Genomic DNA, 17,005 nt, shown 5'->3' with positions numbered 1-17,005 from the left:
ACGAGACGCGGGCCGTCCCCGCTTAGCCTGCCGCGCGGCCAAGGGCCAGAGATCCGCTCAGGGCGCGCACCAGGCGCCCGCGAAATCGTCCAGCCGCGAGAATGTCGCCCTGACATGGCGCGCCTCCCCGAGATGCAGCACGTCCATCCGCATGACGCGGCCGCGAAGCCGCGCGAACCGGCCTCGATCTGTGCCGGGGAGGTAGTCACCGGGTGCGGCGAGCGGGGTGCCGGGATGCGGGGTGCCCCCGTAATTCTCGCGCGCCCTTTGCGGGACCGCGTCCCAGGCAGCGTCCAGCGCCTTTCCGCTCTCGATGCCGACGACGAGCGACAGGCGCAGCTGCAGGGCCCGCTCCGCGTCCCAGGCCAGGAGGGCTGCATGGGGGTCGGCGGCAAGCTCCGCGATCTTGCCCGAGGCCAGATCGGTCAGCATCTCGACCTCTCCCGGTCCCGGTGCCGCGCCGCGCAGCAACAGGTTGCGCAGTTGCGGCGTGCCATCGGTGCCGGTCGTCGCGAGCCCGACGAGATGCGCGGGCGCCGTCCGGCTTCGGGCGCCCTCCGCGATCATGTCCCAGGCCGCGTCATGCAGCGATCGGAGCGTTTCGTAGACCTCACTCATAGCCGGTCATCTCCAGATAGCCCATGCCAGCATGCGAGCCGGTCGCCGTCACCGGCCCCTCCCAGTAGGAGAAGCCGAGATCCATCCACGATTGCGGATTGAGCGCCGCCACCTCGATATCGACACCGCGCTCGGGAAGGGTGAGCCGCCATTGCGTCGGCACCTCGCGCCCCGCGACCGTGCTGGCGGCGAGCGGGGTGAGACTGATCGCATCACCCCGGTAGGGTGTGGGGGTCCCGTCGGCGGCGATCCAGGTGGCCGAGGCGAAATCGTCTTGCGTCTCGTCGCGCAGGCGGAAGGTCATCAGCCGGGTGCCATCGTCGAAATGGAGGGAGAACCAGTCCCATCCGCTCTGTCCCGGCGAAAGGGGCTGCGAGGACCATTCGCGGTCGAGCCAGGCCTGCCCGGTGACGGCCACCTCGCGGATGGCGGCGGGGGGGGCGTTCCCGTTCCCGTTGCCCCGCGTTTGCGTGCCGGCGGGCAGCATGAGCGTACCATGCACCTCGTAGAAGGGCTGCGAGTAATAGCGCGACGCCATGCCGTCGGCGGCCTTGACCGAGTAACCCTCGTCGCCCTGCGCCACGAACGGGCCGCCCGCCGTCATCTCCAGCTCGTAGCCGAACCGCTCGCCGCGCGCCGTGAGCGTGACATCGCGCAGGCTCGGGCCGGCAAGGCGCCAATCGTCGATATGGGCCTCGAAGGGCATGGCGGTCACGCCGGCCTGTCCGATGCCGCCCCGCGCGAGGCGCTCGGCGGTGTAATGGGCCTCTCGCGTCGTGAGGGCGGCATGCCCGAGATATGCCTGCGGCGTCGCCCAGCCGCCATCGGGATGGGTGCCGCCGGGGCTCAGCGCCGAGCGGAACAACGTCCACTGGATGCCGTAATCGGTGCCCTCGGCATCCTTGAGATTGGCCGTGACATACCACCATTCGATGCGGAAGCCGGGATGCGCCCCGTGGTCCCGGGGAAAGGCAAAGGGGCCGGGGCGCACCGGCTCGAAGCCCTCGGCCGCCTGGCCAAGGCCTGCGAAGCCCTGCGCCCCGGCAGGGCCCGCCGCAAGCAGGAGCGATACCGCGCAGAGCGCGCAGAGCCGGCGCGAGGCGGAGGGCGGGGCGAGATCAGCGTTCATTGGCAAACACCTTCAGCAGGTCGGATGGGGGCGTGCGGGCGATCCTGATCGAGGGCCATAGGCTGGCGAGCGCGGCCGCGAGCAACGACAGGACGCCGAGCCGCAGCCAGTCGCCCGGAAAGACATGCATCGGCAGGCGCCAGCCGAAAGCCTCGACATTGATGATCGACAAGAGCACCCAGGCCAGCAGAAGCCCCGTGGGAACCGCCGCGAGGAAGGTGATCGCGGCCAGCAGAATCGCGCGCGTCAGCTCCAGCCGGGCCAGGCGCGCCCGCGTCAGGCCAAGCGACCAGACTGGCGCGAGCTGTGGCAGTCGCATCGTGCCAAGGGTCAGCAGGCTGGTGAGGATCGCGAGCCCCGCGACCGACAGGGTCAGCACGTTCAGCGCCGCCGTCACGGTGAACGTGCGCTCGAAGATCGCCAGCGACAGCGCCTTGACCGCCGCCTGGTCCACGACCGCGTCATCCCCGAGGCCGAATTGCGCACGCAGCGCGCGCGCCAGATCGGCGGCCGCCTCGGGCGGGACGCGCAATGCGAAACGCAGCTGCGGCACCTCCGGGAACTCGCTCTCGAACCGGGTGAGCCCCATCATCACCTGAGGGGCGGGGTTTCCGTAATCGCTGTAGATACCGGCGATGTTGAACCGTCCGCCGGGCAGGTCGATCTTGTCCCCGGGCACAAGCCCGGCACGGCGCGACAACTGCTCGTTGATAAGGACGCTGCCGCCCGCCGCGATCCTGTCCCACACGCCGGGCACGCTGCCCAGCAGCGGCCAGTTGCGCCGGTAGGTGGCATGGTCGGCGACGCCGTAGATGGCGCCGGGCTGCCCGTCGATGCGCGCCTCCGCCTGGACGATCGGCAGGATCGCCCCGGTCCTCGGCGCGAGATATTCACGCATTCGCGCGGCGGTTTCGGCATCGGGAGCGGTGACGTAAAGTTCGGCGGCGAGCCTCTGGTCGAGCCACCCGGTGAAGGTGAGGCGGAAGCTCGACACCATCGTTCCCACGCCGATATTGGCCGACAGGGCGAGCAGGAGCGCCATCAGCGCCAGGCTGAGCCCCGGCACCTGCTGCCGCGTATCGGCCCAGAACCAGTCCTGCACCACGCCGCGCGCGGTTCGTGCCCCGAGCGCCAGCGCGCCTTGCAAGATGCTCGGCAACAGCAGGGCGGCGGCCAGGAGCGCTGCCCCGAGCAGGGCGAAACCGGCGATCAGGCCGCTCCCCCAGAGCGCCAGCGCGATCGCGGCCGCCGCCAGCGCCAGCGCCGCAAGCTGCTGCCCGCGCAGCAGCTTGCGCGAGGCGAGGGCCCAGGCGCGCGGCTGCGCGGGCGCGAGCAGGGGCAGGCGCGCGACCTGCCAGAAGGAGCCCGCCGCCGCCAGCGCCGTTCCCGCCAGCGCGATCGCCAAACCGGCCAGCCACCAGGCGGGCCTGATCGACAGGGCCCCCTCGACCTGTGCGCCGTAGAGCCCGCGCAGCGTCGCGGCGACATCGGGCAGAAGCAGCCCCGCCAGTAGATATCCCAAACCCATTCCCGCCGCGCCCGAAACGAGCGCCAGGGCCGCGAGCTCCGCGGCCAGAAGCCCCAGCAGGGCGTTCCGGCTCACCCCAAGGGCTCGAAGCGTGCGAAAGACCGGGCGGCGCTGCTCGAAGGCTAGGCCGATCGCGCCGCGCACGATGAAGAGACCGACCGCGAAGGCCAGCAGGCCGAAGGCGGTCAGGTTCAGATGGAAGCTGTCGGTCAGGCGGCCGAGCGCATCATCCTCGCCGGAGGGGCGACGCTGAGCGAGATCGGGGGCGATCCGCTCGAGCGATGGCGCGCCGAGGGATCCGGGCCCCGTGACGAGCATCCTGTCGATCCGGCCGGGCCGGTTCAGGAGGCGCTGGGCGATGCCGATATCGGCATAGGCGCGCCCTTCGGCCATTCCCTCGGCGGCGCGCACCGGAACGGGCAGGGCGCCCTCCAATTGGCTGGCGGTCTCGGGTCCGGTCAGCAGTACCCCCGGAGGCGCGAGGAAATCCGCGTCGAGACCGGCGCCCGGCTCCGCGCCGAAGCCCGCGCCGCCCGGAAGCCGGCCCGGCGGCATCGAGAGCGGGTCGATGCCGATCAGCAGGATGGCCGTGTCGCCGGAGGCAAGCTGCCCCTCGATGATCGGCGCGACCTGCCAGCCGGCGCGGCGCAGCGCGATGAAGCGGGCCTGCGCGAGATCGCCGCCTCCCCGAGCCTCGATCACCGGCAGATCGGCCTCGCCGAGGCGGTTTGCGGCATCCGCGTAACTCTGGCGCGCCTGCGCGTTGATCGCCTGCACCCCCGACCAGAGCGCCGTCGCGGTCGCAAGCCCGATCACGAGGGTCAGAAGCTGAAACGGGCGGCGCGTCCAATGCGACAGCAGGGCTCCGAGCGCGGCGCCGATCACCGGGCGATCCGTCCATGGCGCAGGTGCAGCCGGCGCCCCATCCGCGCGGCGAGACGGTCGGAATGGGTGACGGTCAGAAGCGCGGCGCCGGTCTCCTCGACAAGGCGCAGCATCAGGCCGAGCACCGCCGCGCCCGTTTCCTCGTCGAGATTGCCGGTCGGCTCGTCGGCGAGGACCAGACGGGGCCGCGCGGCGAGGGTGCGCCCGATCGCGACGCGCTGCTGCTGGCCGCCCGAGAGCTGTTCGGGGTATTTGTGCAAGTGGTCCGACAGGCCCAGCCGCGCGGCAAGCTCGGTGGTCCAGTCGGCGTCGTGCTGTCCGGCCAGCTTCGCCTGGAAGGCGATGTTGCGCGCCACGTCGAGCGACGGGATGAGGTTGAACTGCTGGAAGATGACACCGACCGTGCGGCGCCGCAGGGCGGCCCGGCCGGCATCGTCGAGCGCGGTCACGTCGATGCCGTCGAGCTCGATGCTGCCGCCATCGGGGTGATCGAGACCGCCGATCAGATGCAGCAGGGTCGATTTGCCCGAACCGCTCTCACCGGTCAGGGCGAGGGTCTCGCCGGGCCCGAGCGACAGGTCGATGCCGCGCAGAACGGGCACCGGGCCGGCCTCGCCGGGATAGAATTTGCGCAAGTCGCGAACATCGAGCATCGATCGGGCCACCCTTTGACCCTCATCTAGCGGCAGGGTGCGGTTTGAACAGGCATGCTACCCAATGACGCAGCGAACGCGCCGCGGGGCAGGCCCGTTCAGTCGACGGACAGGCCGCTCGGCACGGAAGCCGGCCGGCCGATGGGGCGCGTCGCGGCGTCCTTTTCGGTCAGGCTTCCCAGGAAGGCCTCGAGCGCGTCGATCTCGGATGCGCTGAGCTGCACCGGGGCGATGTCGAGCGCCATGCCATGGCGCTGCCGTTCGCGCGCGTCATCCATGATCGCGAAATCGCCCGCCGCGAGCCATGGCGCGTGCGGAAGCCGTGCAAGCGCCTGCGTCCAGCGTTCCCGCGCGCCCCGGGGATCGGCGTGGTGGCGCAGGATGCCGCGCAGCGTGGGATAGGCGCCGTTATGCCCGTAGGGCGCGGTGAGCGCGACATTGCGCAGCATCGGGGTGCGGAACCTGTAGGCATCCTCGAGCCGGTCGGTCTCGGCCATCCGCCCGGTATCGCGCGGCATCGGATCGAAGCGCCGCGTCCGGCCGGGACCGAATTGCGGCAGGCCGAGGGCGTGAAACTCCTGATCGCTGAAAAGCGGGCCCGAATGGCAGCTGTCGCAGCCGCCGCGTCCGTAGAAGATGCCAAGGCCGCGCATCTCGAGCGGGCCGAGCGCCGCGCAATCGCCGGCGAGAAACGCGTCGAACGGGCTGTCGAAGCTGCGCCATTCGCTGTCGATGAAGGCGGCGAGAGCCTGCGCGATATCGACGATGCCCAGTCCGCCGAGGCGCGCCGTCTCGGGCCGCGCGGCGGCGAAGAGCGTTCTGTATTCGGGTATCGAGGCGACGCGCTCGGCCAGAAGCGGCCATGCGGCGTCCGGGCGGTCGTGAACCGCCCCGGTGATCTCGTTCTCGGCAAGGTTTCCCGCCATCTCGAATTGCGCGATGAGGGGAAACAGCGCCTGCGCGGCCAGAAGCGTGTCCAGCCCGGACGGAAGCCATTCCTCGGCCGGGCTGTCGAAACCATTGCCGTAGATCTGCGAGCGCGACAGCCTGCCGTCGTGGAACATGACCCTGACCTGCCGCGCGCCGAGGTTCCAAAGACCCGGCGCGTTGCGCGGCACCCGCTTGCGGATCGCGCCGGGCATGTCGGCCGTGACCTCGGTTGCGGCCCTGCTCGCGGTCCCGATCGCCGGCGCTTCCGGAACGGTGGCCGCCAGGCGCGCATGCCCGATCCCCGATCCGCCCTCGCCGATCCCCAGCGAGAGCGCATCCGCGCTGCCGAGGTCGTGATGGTGACAGGTGCCGCAGGAGATGTTGCGATTGCCACTCAGGATCTTGTCATAGAACAGCAGCTGTCCGATCCTGGCCATCGCCGGGTCCACCGGCTCGAAATCCTCCGGGCCGAGCGGCTCGGGCAGGCCGCCCGCTGCGGCCGGGGACGCTGCGAGAAACACGAGGAGCGCGATATGGGCAAACTTGCCGGTCATCCCACCATCTTTGTCATTCTGGCCGCGCTCGCAAGCCCCGCGGCCGCCGATCTGGAAGCGGCGCGCCAGGCGATGGAGGCGGGACGTTTCGCCGAGGCCCATGCGGGGTTCCAGGTCGCGGCGCGCTCGGGCAATGCCGATGCCGAGGAACTCATCGGCGTCATGCATGCGATGGGCCTTGGAATGCCGCGCGACGATATCCGCGCCTTCGACTGGTACATGCGCGCTGCGCTCAAGGGGCATGCCGGCGCGCAATCGGGTGTCGGCTGGTATTACGAGGTCGGCCGCGGGCTTCCGGCGCCCGACATGGTGCGGGCCTATGCGTGGTACACGCTGAGCGCGATCGGCGGCGACCCCGACGCCGCGATCAGCCTCGAGGAGATCACCCGGCGAATGCCGCCCGGCACGATCGAACAGGCGATGCGGCTGGTCGAGGATTATCGGCCCTGGCTCTATCCGTTCCGCTGAGGGGGATGCGGCGCGCCCCGTCCGGCCCCGTCGGGCCCCGTCTTGCCGTGTCCTTCGGGGCGCAGGGCGGCACCTCGTTTGCGTTTGCAACTTGGAGCGGGCATGTCCACGGCGTAGAAGGGTGAACAGCGGCGGCTGACACCTTTCACCGCGTGTTGCGGCCGCCACCCTTGATCCGGGGAGCGCCATGTCCGGCACACCGCGCGAGAGCAGCATCGGCGGGATGATCCGCGCCGCCGGGCCGGCCTTGCACGGGTGGGCGGGTCACGGATGGCGCGTGCTGAAATCGCGCGGGCCGAGCCGGCTGCAGTTCTGGTTCATCGCCCTCGTGATCGGCATCGCCGCCGGCTTCGCGGCGCTCTTCTTCCGGCTGGCCATCGATGCGTTGCAGCGCCTCGTCTACGGCACCGAGGACATCCTGCACCTGCATAGCTTCGCGCTGACGCTGCCGTGGTACGTGATCGTCGCGGCCCCGGTCTGCGGGGGGCTGGCCGTCGGGCTGCTGCTTGACCGCTTCACGCCGGACGGGCGCGTGCGCTCGGTCGCCGACGTGATCGAGGGCGCGGCGCTGCACGAGGGGCGGGTGGAGAAGCGCGCGGGTCTCGCATCGGCGCTCGCCTCGCTGATCACCCTCGCGACGGGCGGCTCGACGGGGCGCGAGGGGCCGGTCGTCCATCTCGCCGCGGTGATCTCGGCCTGGGTGTCGAACCTGATCCGCGCCAACGGGATCACCGGGCGCGACCTTCTGGGCTGCGCCGTCGCCGCGGCCGTTTCCGCCTCGTTCAACGCGCCCATTGCCGGGGCGCTCTTCGCGCTCGAGGTGGTCTTGCGGCATTTCGCCGTCCATGCATTCGCGCCGATCGTCATCGCCTCGGCCGCCGGCACGGTGATCAACCGGATCGAGTTCGGGGACGTGACCGAGTTCACCCTGGCGCAGGAGGGAGTGCTGGCCTTCTACGTGGAGCTGCCCGCCTTCCTTCTGCTCGGCCTCGTCTGCGGGATCGTGGCGGTGGTGCTGATGCGCTCGATCTTCTGGGCGGACGATATCGGCAGCCACGTCACCGCGCGCCTGTCGCTGCCGCGCTACCTGCGTCCGGCGCTCGCGGGGCTGATCCTCGGCCTGCTGGCGCTGTGGTTTCCCCATATCATCGGTGTCGGCTACGAGACGACGTCCCTGGCGCTGACAGGTGCGCTGCCGCTCCATCTCGCCGTGCTCTATGCGGTGGTCAAGGTGGCGGCCGTCGCGGTCACGATGGGCGGGCGCATGGGGGGCGGGGCCTTCTCGCCCTCGCTGATGCTGGGGGCGCTCACCGGCCTTGCTTTCGGTCTGATCGCGACCGGCCTCTTCCCCGATGTCTCGGGCTCGGAGACGCTCTATGCCCTGGCCGGGATGGGGGCGGTCGCGGCCGCGGTGCTCGGCGCGCCGATCTCGACGACGCTCATCGTCTTCGAACTGACGGGCGACTGGCAGACGGGACTCGCGGTGATGGTCGCCGTGTCGATGTCGACGGCGCTCGCCTCGAAGATGGTGCACCGCTCGTTCTTCCTCAGCCAGCTCGAACGGCGCACCATCCATGTCGCCGCGGGGCCGCAGGCCTATCTGCTGGGCATGTTCAGGGTGTCGAACGTGATGCGCAAGCCCGGCAGCGAGCGCGCCGCGAGCGAGGACGAGATCTGGGAGGCGATCGAGGCGGGTGTCTATGTGGATGGCAACGCCACACTCGATGTCGCGATGCCGATATTCGAACGGGTGAACCGTTCGTTCCTGCCGGTGGTGCGGATGGGGGAGAAGGGCGAGGCGCCCGAGATCCTCGGCGCTCTCTTCCATGTCGACGCGCTGCGCGCCTATAACCGCGCCCTTGCGGCCACGGCGGCCGAGGAGCATTCCTGAGCCGCCATGAACATGCGCTCAGACCTGCTCGACGGTCGCCTTGTCGGGGTAGAAGGCGATATGCCCGGCAATCCGCGCGACGTCCTGCGAGGGGCTCTCGTAGCTCCAGGCGGCATTCTTCAGCGAGACGCTCTTGGTCTGGATGTCGTAATAGCTCGCGTCGCCCTTGTGCGGGCAATGGCTCTCATGATCGGTCGGATCGAGAAAGGCGGTCGCGATGTCGTCCTTCGGAAAATAGATCACATCCGACAGATCGCCCTCGCGCAGGACCAGCGCGTTGCTGCTCTCGCCGATGACGGCGCCGCCGGCGCGCACGACCCAGGTTCCACCAGCCTCTTCGATCACGATATGATCACTCATGACACTCATCCCTTCCTAGGCTTCATTCAGGGCGACACTAGCAGTCTGCAAGGGCTGTGCAATTGTCAGATTGGCCGCACCTTCTCCTCCAGCCAGCGCCGCGTCTCCGGATCGAGCCGGTCGCCCAGAAGCCGGGGAAGGGACGCGTGGTAGCCGTTGAGCCAGTCGCGTTCCTCGCGGCTCAAGGCCTGCGCATCGACGAGGCGGGTGTCGATCGGGGCAAGCGTCAGGGTGAAGAAGCACAGCATGTCGCGCGCATCGCCGCCATCGGGCCGCTGCGCCTCCTCGACGGCGATCAGGTTCTCGATGCGGATGCCGAACGCCCCCTCGCGGTAGTATCCGGGCTCGTTGGACAGGATCATCCCCGGCTCGAGGGGGACCTCGCCAAGTTTGCTGATCCGCTGCGGACCCTCATGGACCCCCAGGAAGACGCCGACGCCATGACCGGTCCCGTGATCGTAGTCCCGCCCGCTGCGCCACAGGGGGGCGCGCGCGAGTGCGTCGAGATCGCGGCCCGCGAGCCCGCGCGGCCAGCGCGCCGTGCTCAACGCGATCATCCCGCGAAGCACGAGGGTGGCGCATTCGACCTCCTCGGCCCCCGGCGTGCCGATCGGGACGGTCCGGGTTATGTCCGTCGTGCCGTCCTCGTATTGGCCGCCGCTGTCGACCAGCAGCAGCTCGCCCGCCGCGAGGGCACGGTCGCTGTCATGGCTGACGCGGTAATGCACGATCGCCCCGTTGGGCCCCGAACCCGCGATGGTCTCGAAGCTGATGTCGCGCAGCGCGCCGGTCTCCTCGCGGAACCCCTCGAGCGCCCGCACCACGTCGATCTCGGTCACGCGCGCGCCCGCCACCACCCGTTCGGCCGTCTCGTCCAGCCAGCGCAGGAAGCGGCACATGGCCGCCCCGTCGCGCAGATGCGCCTCGCGCGTGGCAGAGATCTCCGCCGGGGTCTTCGCCGCCTTGGCCAGCAGGACCGGATCGGGCGCCTCGTGGACCTGCGTGCCGGCCTCCTCGAGCGCGGCGCGGGTCGCATAGGGTGCCGAGGCGGGGTCGATCCAGACCGGTCCCTCCACTGTCGAGAGTGCGGCGACAAGGCCGTCCGGCGGCATGATCGCCGTCTGATCGCCCAGATGATCCCCGAGGCCCTCGAGTTTCGCGCCATCCATGAAAAGCTCGAGCGGGCCGCTCGCCCGCAGCATCGCGAAGCCATGCGCGACGGGGGTGCGGGGAATGTCGCTTCCCCGGATATTGAGCAGCCAGGCGATGTTGTCCGGCAACGTGATGAGCAGCGCCGCCGCCCCGACATCCGCCAGCCGCCCGGCGATCATCGCGCGCTTTTCGCCCGCGCTTCGGCCCGCGAGCGCGTCAGGATAGGAATGCGCCTTGCCGCGGGGCGGTTCCGGCTGATCCTCCCAGATGCGGTCGACGAGCCCCGCCGCGGCGATCACCCCGATCCCGCCATCCGCCAGCGCGGCCCGCAGCGTCCCGATCTCCCGCACGCTGTGCAGCCACGGATCGAAGCCGACGCGCGCGCCCTCGCCGAGGCGCTCGGCAAGCCAGGCGCCCGGACGTGTCGCGGGCCAGGGCACGGGGGTAATCTCGGCGGCGACCTGCGCGCGCGCCTGGACGGTGTAGCGCCCGTCGACGAAGAGGCCGGCCTCGCCGGCGAGCACGATGCAAAAACCGGCCGAGCCGGTGAATCCGGTCAGCCAGGCGAGCCGTTCGTCATGCGGGGCAACATATTCGCCCTGGTGGGCGTCGCTGCGCGGAACGAGATAGGCGTCGAGACCTTCGCGCGCCATCTGCTCGCGCAGCAGGGTCAGACGCGGCGGGCCCTGATCGGGTGTCGTGGCGGCATCGAAGCTCTGGAACATCGCGTCTCTCCGGTTACTGTCGAAACGGTCAGGCGCCGCGCCGCGCGCGGCCGCGCGCCTTGCGCGAGGGGCCCCTGGTCCGGCCGCGCGGCTCGGTGTCGAACAGCGACGCGAGCTGTTCGGTCATCGCTCCCGCAAGCTGCTCGACATCGGTGATCGTCACGGCGCGGTCGTAGTAGCGGGTCACGTCATGGCCGATGCCGATCGCGATCAGTTCGACCGCGCGCCGCCGCTCGACCATCGCGATCACGTCCCGCAGGTGCTTTTCGAGGTAATTGGCCGGATTGACCGACAGGGTGCTGTCATCGACCGGCGCGCCGTCCGAGATCACCATCAGGATCTTGCGCGCCTCCGGCCGCCCCGTCATCCGGCGATGCGCCCATTCGAGTGCCTCACCGTCGATATTCTCCTTCAGCAGCCCTTCCTTCATCATCAGGCCGAGATTGGGGCGCGCCCGCCGCCAAGGCGCGTCGGCGCTCTTGTAGATGATGTGGCGCAGGTCGTTAAGCCTGCCGGGCTGCTGCGGCCGGCCCGCGGCAAGCCAGTCCTCGCGGGCAAGGCCGCCTTTCCAGCCGCGGGTCGTGAAGCCGAGGATCTCGACCTTCACATGGCAACGCTCGAGAGTGCGCGCGAGAACATCCGCGCAGATCGCGGCAATGGAGATCGGCCTGCCGCGCATCGAGCCCGAATTGTCGAGCAGGAGCGTGACGACCGTGTCGCGGAACTCGGTATCCTTCTCGACCTTGAAGCTGAGGGGCGTCGTCGGGTTGGCCACGACGCGCGCAAGGCGGCCCGCATCGAGCGTGCCCTCCTCGAGGTCGAACTCCCAGCTTCGGCTCTGCTGCGCCTGCAGGCGCCGTTGAAGCTTGTTGGCAAGCCGTCCCACGGCGCCCTTGAGCGAATCGAGCTGCTGGTCGAGATGGGCGCGCAGGCGTTCGAGCTCGGCGGGCTCGGCCAGCTCGTCGGCGCGCACCTCCTCGTCGTTCTGGGTGCTGTAGGCGGCGTAATGCGGATCGGCGTCGCTCATCGGCGCGGGGGCGGGCGGCTCGAGAGGGGCCTCGCCCTCCGGCATTTCCACTTCCTCGCCGCTTTCGTTCTCGGCCATATCGTCCATGCCGACCTGCGCCTGTGCGTCGTCCTGGGTCTGCTCCTGGCTCTGTTCGGGGCTGGCTTCGCTTTCGCCTTCGCCGTCGTCCTCGCCATCCTGATCCTGCTGGGACTGCTCGTCCTCCTCGTCGGAGCTGGCCTCGTCCTGCTGGTCGGGGTCCTCGGCGTCCGGATCGTCGCCGAGCTGATCGCCATAGCCCAGGTCCTCGATCATCCGCCGCGCCATGCGGGCGAAGGCCGATTGATCGGCGAGGTTGCCCTCGAGCCCTGCCAGTGTGTCGCCGGCCTGGCTCTCGATGAAATCGCGCCAAAGCTCCATCGCGTGCCCGGCCCCGGCCGGCAGCGTCCGGCCAGTGGCCAGGTGGCGGATCATGTAGCCCGCCGCGACCGAGAGGGGGATGTCGGTGCGCTCGGCGGCATCGCCGTAGCCGCGCCGCGCCGCGTCGGCCCCGATCTTGGCGTCGATGTTGCCGGAGGTGCCGGGCATGTCGCGCGCACCCACCGCCTCGCAGCGGGCCATTTCCATCGCTTCATAGAGATCGCGCGCCATCTCGCCCTGCGGCGCGTAGCGGTTGAAGACAGCGGCGTCGTGGTGGCGGCGGCGCAACGCGAAGCTGTCGGCGGTGCCGCGCGCCAGGAGGACCTCCTCGCGGGTGAGGCGCCGGCTGACATGCGGCAGCCTGACCGAATCGTTGGTCATGCCGGGCGGATCGACCGAGAAGGTCACGCCGAGTTCGGGATCGTCGGCGAGGACTTTCGTAGCCTCCGAAAGGGCCTTCTTGAACGGGTCGGCGGGATTGTCGGAACTGGATGCCATGACCTTGGTAATTGGGCATCCATCCCGGTTTGACAAGGCAAAATCCGCGCATGCGCGCGCCGCTGCCGCTCCCGTCATGGGGCCTTGGCCGGCCATGACGGGATGCGCGCCGTCGCAATCTGCGAAACCTTGTGCGCCTTTCGCCGTTGTATCGGCAGAGCGCAGAAGGCGCATGTAACGAACGAGGAGGTGTAGTATGACCCGGACCAAGTTTACCCTGACCCTGCCGGCGATGGTTTCCGCCGTTGCCCTGATGGCCGCGGCGCCGCTTGCCGCACAGACCAGCACCGATGACCGCGCGACCGGCGGCGCGTCCGCGACCGGAACGACCAGTTCCGACACCGCCACTGACGGCTCGACGGGCACGTCGACCGACACGGACACGTCGACCGACACGGACACGTCGACGGACACTGGCACGTCGACAACCACGGGCAGTGCATCCGAGAGCGACAGCAGCGCTGACACCGACTCCAACATGGACGGGGCAGGCTCGGACACGCTGCCCGGCGCTCCCGGCACGCAATCGGGCGACGCGACCGAATCCGGCTCGACCGGCACTGACATGACCACCGGAACCGGCGGCACGTCCAGCTCCACGACGGGCACTGCGGCGGGCAGCAACTCGGCGACAAGCACCGCGACGGGCACCGGCTCCGGCGCCGGTACGGGAATGAATACGACCTCCGACATGAGCTCTGGCGCAGCCGGCGCGACCGGCATGGGCCCGCAGGACGATCCGACCGAGCGCGAAGGGCTCAGCACCCTCGATTCGGACGCGGAGCTGCGCCGCAACGCCGATCGTCCGGCAAGCTCGGAGCAGGTCCGCGAGAACCGTGCCGAGCAGGCCGAGGGCGCGATGGACCGGATGCGTCACGAAGGCAAGGGCGAGGGCTACATGGGCCACATGGATGGCAAGGGCTACGGCTCGGACCGCATGGAGCGCATGCACCGCGAGATGATGGGCGGGCACATGTCCAATGGCGGCAACCGCGGCGATGACGGCTTCGATGTCGAGCGCATGGCCGAGGATATCTACGAGCGTGCCTATCGTCAGGGCTACATGCGCGGTATGCGCGACGCACGGCGCAGCATGATGCGCTCGATGATCGACCGCTCGCAGGACGATCAGCAGCAACGCATGGAGAATGCGCGCCGCGCCCAGGGCATGGGCATGCGCGATCGGCTCGGCGGCCAGACCTTCACCGCGCCGGGCAGCGATGGCGAGGATCGTGCGCAGCAGATGCGCCGCATGCAGGAGCGGGGCGCAAATGGCGGCGCGAATAACGGCTCAGAGGGTGAATCGCGCTCGATCGGATCGGTGGATGGTCAGGTTATCGCTCGTCCGGGCGGCACGATCATTGTCCTGCCCGAGGGGGTCGATCCGCAAGTCTTCATCAACCGCATGATGGGGAACTGAAGACGCCTCTCCGGCGGGGGTCTCTCCGCCGGAGAGGCCTCGACCGGTTCCTCGCGCAAAACGAAGGGCGGCCCGCTTGGCGGTGCCGCCCTTTTCTTGGTTCAAGAGGGTGGTGCGTGCGATGCCCCGGGGGGCAGGTCAGCCGAGGCTCAGGCTCGCGGCGCTCTCCGGCAGCTCCTCGTCGAAGCAGCGCTGGTAGAACTCGGCGACCGTCTCGCGCTCGAGTTCGTCGCATTTGTTGAGGAAGGTCAGCCGGAAGGCGTAGCCCACATCACGAAAGATGCTGGCATTCTGCGCCCAGGCGATGACCGTGCGCGGTGACATCACCGTGGACAGATCACCGTTCATGAAGGCCGTTCGGGTCAGGTCCGCGACGGTGACCATGCGGTTGATCGTCTGGCGGCCCTTCTCGGTGTTGTAGCTCGGAACCTTGCTCAGGACGATCGCGGCCTCGGCATCATGGCTGAGATAGTTCAGCGTGGCGACGAGGCTCCAACGGTCCATCTGGCCCTGGTTGATCTGCTGCGTGCCGTGATAAAGGCCCGTCGTGTCGCCGAGACCCACGGTGTTGGCGGTGGCAAAGAGACGGAAGCTGGGATGCGGGGTGATGACCTCGTTCTGGTCGAGCAGCGTGAGCTTGCCGTCCACCTCGAGCACCCGCTGGATCACGAACATCACGTCGGCGCGGCCCGCATCGTATTCGTCGAAGACGATCGCGGTCGGGTTGCGCAGCGCCCAAGGCAGGATGCCTTCCTGGAACTCGGTGACCTGCATTCCGCCCTTGAGCTTGATCGCGTCCTTGCCGATGAGGTCGATCCGGCTGATATGGCTGTCGAGATTGACCCGCACGCAAGGCCAGTTGAGGCGGCTTGCCACCTGTTCGATATGGGTCGACTTGCCGGTGCCGTGATAGCCCTGCACCATCACCCGGCGATTGTGCTGGAAGCCCGCGAGGATCGCGAGCGTGGTGTCGGGGTCGAACTTGTAGGTGCTGTCGGTCTCGGGGACGCGCTCGGTCCGCTCGGCGAACCCCTTGACCGCCATGTCGCTGTCGATGCCGAACACCTCCCGGACCGAGATCTCCTCGGTGGGCCTTGAGTGGATGTCGTTCGTGCCATCGGCCATGTGATGTCCCCTTCCAACAACTTGCGCCGCGCTCGCCGCGTTGCGCGCGTGGTGCAACATATCATGACGGGCCGCAAGGGAAAGGGGCGGCGACCGCCCTCCGGCACTGGTCAGGCGGCGGCAACTTTGGTCTAGTCCATCCGCGCGCAGCGGGGAGCGGGAAGTGACCACCACCACGGATATCGAATTCATGATCGGGCGGATCGCGACCGGCGACCGCCAGGCCTTCCTGTCGCTCTATGACGCGACCAGCGCGAAACTCTTCGGCGTCTGCCTGCGTGTCTTGGACGACAGGGCCGATGCGGAGGATGTGTTGCAGGAGGTCTTTGTTAAGGTCTGGCGCAATGCCGGCCACTACACGGCCAACGGGCTCAGCCCGATGACCTGGCTGATCACCGTGGCGCGCAACAGTGCCATCGACCGCAAGCGCGCCAGAAAGGCGCCTGCATACGACATCGATACGGTTTCCGGCCTCGCGGACGGGGCGCCCGGCCCGGAAATGGCGGCCATCGCGGCCTCCGAGGCGGCACGGATCGGCGCCTGCCTTGCGGAGCTCGAAGCCGCCCGGGCGGGCGCGGTGCGCGGCGCCTATCTCGACGGGATGTCCTATGCCGAGCTGGCACACCGTCACGATGTGCCTTTGAACACGATGCGAACCTGGCTGCGCCGCAGCCTGCAGAAACTGAGAGAGTGTCTGTCCAGATGACGCAGCTTCCCTTTCCCGGCGATGATGCCTCCACCGAGGCGGCGGAATACGCGCTGCACCTCATGGGGCCGGGCGAGCGTGCCGAGTTCGAGGCGCGACTGGCCGTGAGCGGGGCATTGCGTGCCGAGCTCGCCCGCTGGCAGGAGGCCTTCGTCGCGCTTGCCGCCGATATCGTGCCGGTGGCGCCGCCCGCCGCCCTGCGCCCGGCAATAGAGGGGCGGATATTCGGCAAGGAACGGCGGCGCTGGTCGCTGCCGGGGCTTGTCGGAGGAACGCTCGGGGGCGGCCTCGTGGCAGGCGCGGTGCTCGTCGTGGCGGTGCTCGTGCTGCCGCAAAGCCGCCTCGGCATGCCGGAGCCGGGAGTACCCGAACGATCGGGCGGGACCGTGCGGGAGGCAGCCGGGCTCGGCGCCGATCTGGCCTCGGAGGACGGGGCGCTGCGCGTCGCGGTGCGGCTTGCGGCCGATGGCGAGGCCCTGACCGTGACGCGGGCCAGCGGCGCGCCGGCGCCGGGCCGGGCGCTCGAGCTGTGGCTGATCGCCGAGACCGAGGAGGCGCCGATTTCGCTCGGCGTGCTCCCGGATGCGCGGACCGCGCGGCTCGGCCTTCCGCCTGCGCTTGCGGCCATGCTCGGCACCGCCGTGCTTGCGATCAGCGACGAGCCCGAAGGGGGCTCGCCGACAGGGGCGCCGACAGGGGCCGTTCTGGCCGCCGGTCCGATCACCCCGCTCTGATCGTGCCGCCGGTTCCGAGAGGCGCACAGGCTTCGGCCCGGCGCGCCCGAAGCAGGGTTCATCCGGTGCTCCCGACACGGGGGCCAATGCCCAGGGCCGCGACGCAGGGCACCCTCGAAAGCGCCCGGCGGGAGGGGCAACGGCTTCTCGCATGAGCAACTCATTTATCAATTATCCTGCGGGTTTGCGGCGGAACGGTTCGA

14 protein-coding genes are annotated in these 17,005 nt (G+C 69.5%); 5 read left to right on the top strand and 9 right to left on the bottom strand.

Going from position 1 to position 17,005, the window contains the following annotated elements:
- Positions 1-57: 57 nt before the first annotated feature.
- The 5 genes from PMES_RS00395 to PMES_RS00375 form a co-directional block, all read right to left on the bottom strand.
- On the bottom strand, positions 58-618 hold the full coding sequence (locus PMES_RS00395) for a PNPOx family protein (RefSeq protein WP_159963548.1): 561 nt from the start codon (positions 616-618) through the stop codon (positions 58-60).
- Complete coding sequence (locus PMES_RS00390; RefSeq protein WP_159963547.1) at positions 611-1,747, bottom strand: lipocalin-like domain-containing protein; 1,137 nt, start codon at positions 1,745-1,747, stop codon at positions 611-613. The genes PMES_RS00395 and PMES_RS00390 overlap by 8 nt, the downstream gene beginning before the upstream one ends.
- A complete protein-coding gene (locus PMES_RS00385) occupies positions 1,737-4,157 on the bottom strand; it encodes an ABC transporter permease (RefSeq protein ID WP_159963616.1) in 2,421 nt (806 codons plus the stop codon). The genes PMES_RS00390 and PMES_RS00385 overlap by 11 nt, the downstream gene beginning before the upstream one ends.
- The gene (locus PMES_RS00380) at positions 4,157-4,813 is read right to left on the bottom strand and encodes an ABC transporter ATP-binding protein (protein WP_159963546.1); all 657 of its coding nucleotides are present in this window, start codon (positions 4,811-4,813) and stop codon (positions 4,157-4,159) included. The genes PMES_RS00385 and PMES_RS00380 overlap by 1 nt, the downstream gene beginning before the upstream one ends.
- 98 nt (positions 4,814-4,911) lie before the next feature.
- On the bottom strand, positions 4,912-6,297 hold the full coding sequence (locus tag PMES_RS00375) for a cytochrome-c peroxidase (protein ID WP_159963545.1): 1,386 nt from the start codon (positions 6,295-6,297) through the stop codon (positions 4,912-4,914).
- On the opposite strand from PMES_RS00375, the gene PMES_RS00370 reads away from it, so the two are divergent.
- Positions 6,277-6,765, top strand: coding sequence for a tetratricopeptide repeat protein (locus PMES_RS00370; RefSeq protein WP_159963544.1), 489 nt, complete (start codon positions 6,277-6,279; stop codon positions 6,763-6,765). The genes PMES_RS00375 and PMES_RS00370 overlap by 21 nt on opposite strands.
- A gap of 223 nt (positions 6,766-6,988) precedes the next feature.
- On the top strand, positions 6,989-8,656 hold the full coding sequence (locus tag PMES_RS00365; protein ID WP_159963615.1) for a chloride channel protein: 1,668 nt from the start codon (positions 6,989-6,991) through the stop codon (positions 8,654-8,656).
- Between the two features lie 18 nt (positions 8,657-8,674).
- Here the strand turns inward: PMES_RS00365 and PMES_RS00360 are convergent, their stop codons facing one another.
- The 3 genes from PMES_RS00360 to cobT all read right to left on the bottom strand — a co-directional run bounded on the left by PMES_RS00360 (position 8,675) and on the right by cobT (position 12,817).
- Complete coding sequence (locus PMES_RS00360; protein WP_159963543.1) at positions 8,675-9,016, bottom strand: DUF427 domain-containing protein; 342 nt, start codon at positions 9,014-9,016, stop codon at positions 8,675-8,677.
- 65 nt (positions 9,017-9,081) lie between these two features.
- Entirely contained in the window at positions 9,082-10,893 is a 1,812-nt protein-coding gene (locus PMES_RS00355; protein WP_159963542.1) for an aminopeptidase P family protein, read from the bottom strand.
- 28 nt (positions 10,894-10,921) lie between these two features.
- On the bottom strand, positions 10,922-12,817 hold the full coding sequence (cobT, locus tag PMES_RS00350) for a cobaltochelatase subunit CobT (RefSeq protein ID WP_159963541.1): 1,896 nt from the start codon (positions 12,815-12,817) through the stop codon (positions 10,922-10,924).
- A 196-nt stretch (positions 12,818-13,013) separates the two neighbouring features.
- Here cobT and PMES_RS00345 point away from each other — a divergent pair, with 196 nt between their 5' ends.
- On the top strand, positions 13,014-14,237 hold the full coding sequence (locus PMES_RS00345; protein WP_159963540.1) for a hypothetical protein: 1,224 nt from the start codon (positions 13,014-13,016) through the stop codon (positions 14,235-14,237).
- Positions 14,238-14,375: 138 nt separating this feature from the next.
- Here PMES_RS00345 and cobS read toward each other — a convergent pair whose 3' ends face one another.
- Positions 14,376-15,362 (bottom strand): cobaltochelatase subunit CobS, encoded by a 987-nt coding sequence (gene cobS / locus PMES_RS00340; RefSeq protein WP_159963539.1) that lies wholly within the window; start codon positions 15,360-15,362, stop codon positions 14,376-14,378.
- Between the two features lie 163 nt (positions 15,363-15,525).
- Here cobS and PMES_RS00335 point away from each other — a divergent pair, with 163 nt between their 5' ends.
- Entirely contained in the window at positions 15,526-16,068 is a 543-nt protein-coding gene (locus PMES_RS00335; protein WP_159963538.1) for a sigma-70 family RNA polymerase sigma factor, read from the top strand.
- Positions 16,065-16,802, top strand: a complete 738-nt coding sequence (locus PMES_RS00330) for an anti-sigma factor (protein ID WP_159963537.1) — start codon at positions 16,065-16,067, stop codon at positions 16,800-16,802. Before PMES_RS00335 ends, PMES_RS00330 begins: the two co-directional genes overlap by 4 nt.
- Positions 16,803-17,005 lie beyond the last annotated feature (203 nt).

The organism is Profundibacterium mesophilum KAUST100406-0324, from assembly GCF_009835145.1.
Classification (GTDB): domain Bacteria; phylum Pseudomonadota; class Alphaproteobacteria; order Rhodobacterales; family Rhodobacteraceae; genus Profundibacterium; species Profundibacterium mesophilum.
This window is presented reverse-complemented; position numbering and strand designations above follow the sequence as displayed.

What these genes read in the sequence shown, in the direction of transcription:
- PMES_RS00395 (WP_159963548.1), bottom strand. Translation starts at nt 618, where the DNA reads ATGAGTGAGGTCTACGAAACGCTCCGATCGCTGCATGACGCGGCCTGG.
- PMES_RS00390 (WP_159963547.1), bottom strand. Translation starts at nt 1,747, where the DNA reads ATGAACGCTGATCTCGCCCCGCCCTCCGCCTCGCGCCGGCTCTGCGCG.
- PMES_RS00380 (WP_159963546.1), bottom strand. Translation starts at nt 4,813, where the DNA reads ATGCTCGATGTTCGCGACTTGCGCAAATTCTATCCCGGCGAGGCCGGC.
- PMES_RS00370 (WP_159963544.1), top strand. Translation starts at nt 6,277, where the DNA reads ATGGGCAAACTTGCCGGTCATCCCACCATCTTTGTCATTCTGGCCGCG.
- PMES_RS00375 (WP_159963545.1), bottom strand. Translation starts at nt 6,297, where the DNA reads ATGACCGGCAAGTTTGCCCATATCGCGCTCCTCGTGTTTCTCGCAGCG.
- PMES_RS00365 (WP_159963615.1), top strand. Translation starts at nt 6,989, where the DNA reads ATGATCCGCGCCGCCGGGCCGGCCTTGCACGGGTGGGCGGGTCACGGA.
- PMES_RS00360 (WP_159963543.1), bottom strand. Translation starts at nt 9,016, where the DNA reads ATGAGTGATCATATCGTGATCGAAGAGGCTGGTGGAACCTGGGTCGTG.
- PMES_RS00355 (WP_159963542.1), bottom strand. Translation starts at nt 10,893, where the DNA reads ATGTTCCAGAGCTTCGATGCCGCCACGACACCCGATCAGGGCCCGCCG.
- cobT (WP_159963541.1), bottom strand. Translation starts at nt 12,817, where the DNA reads ATGGCATCCAGTTCCGACAATCCCGCCGACCCGTTCAAGAAGGCCCTT.
- PMES_RS00345 (WP_159963540.1), top strand. Translation starts at nt 13,014, where the DNA reads ATGACCCGGACCAAGTTTACCCTGACCCTGCCGGCGATGGTTTCCGCC.
- cobS (WP_159963539.1), bottom strand. Translation starts at nt 15,362, where the DNA reads ATGGCCGATGGCACGAACGACATCCACTCAAGGCCCACCGAGGAGATC.
- PMES_RS00330 (WP_159963537.1), top strand. Translation starts at nt 16,065, where the DNA reads ATGACGCAGCTTCCCTTTCCCGGCGATGATGCCTCCACCGAGGCGGCG.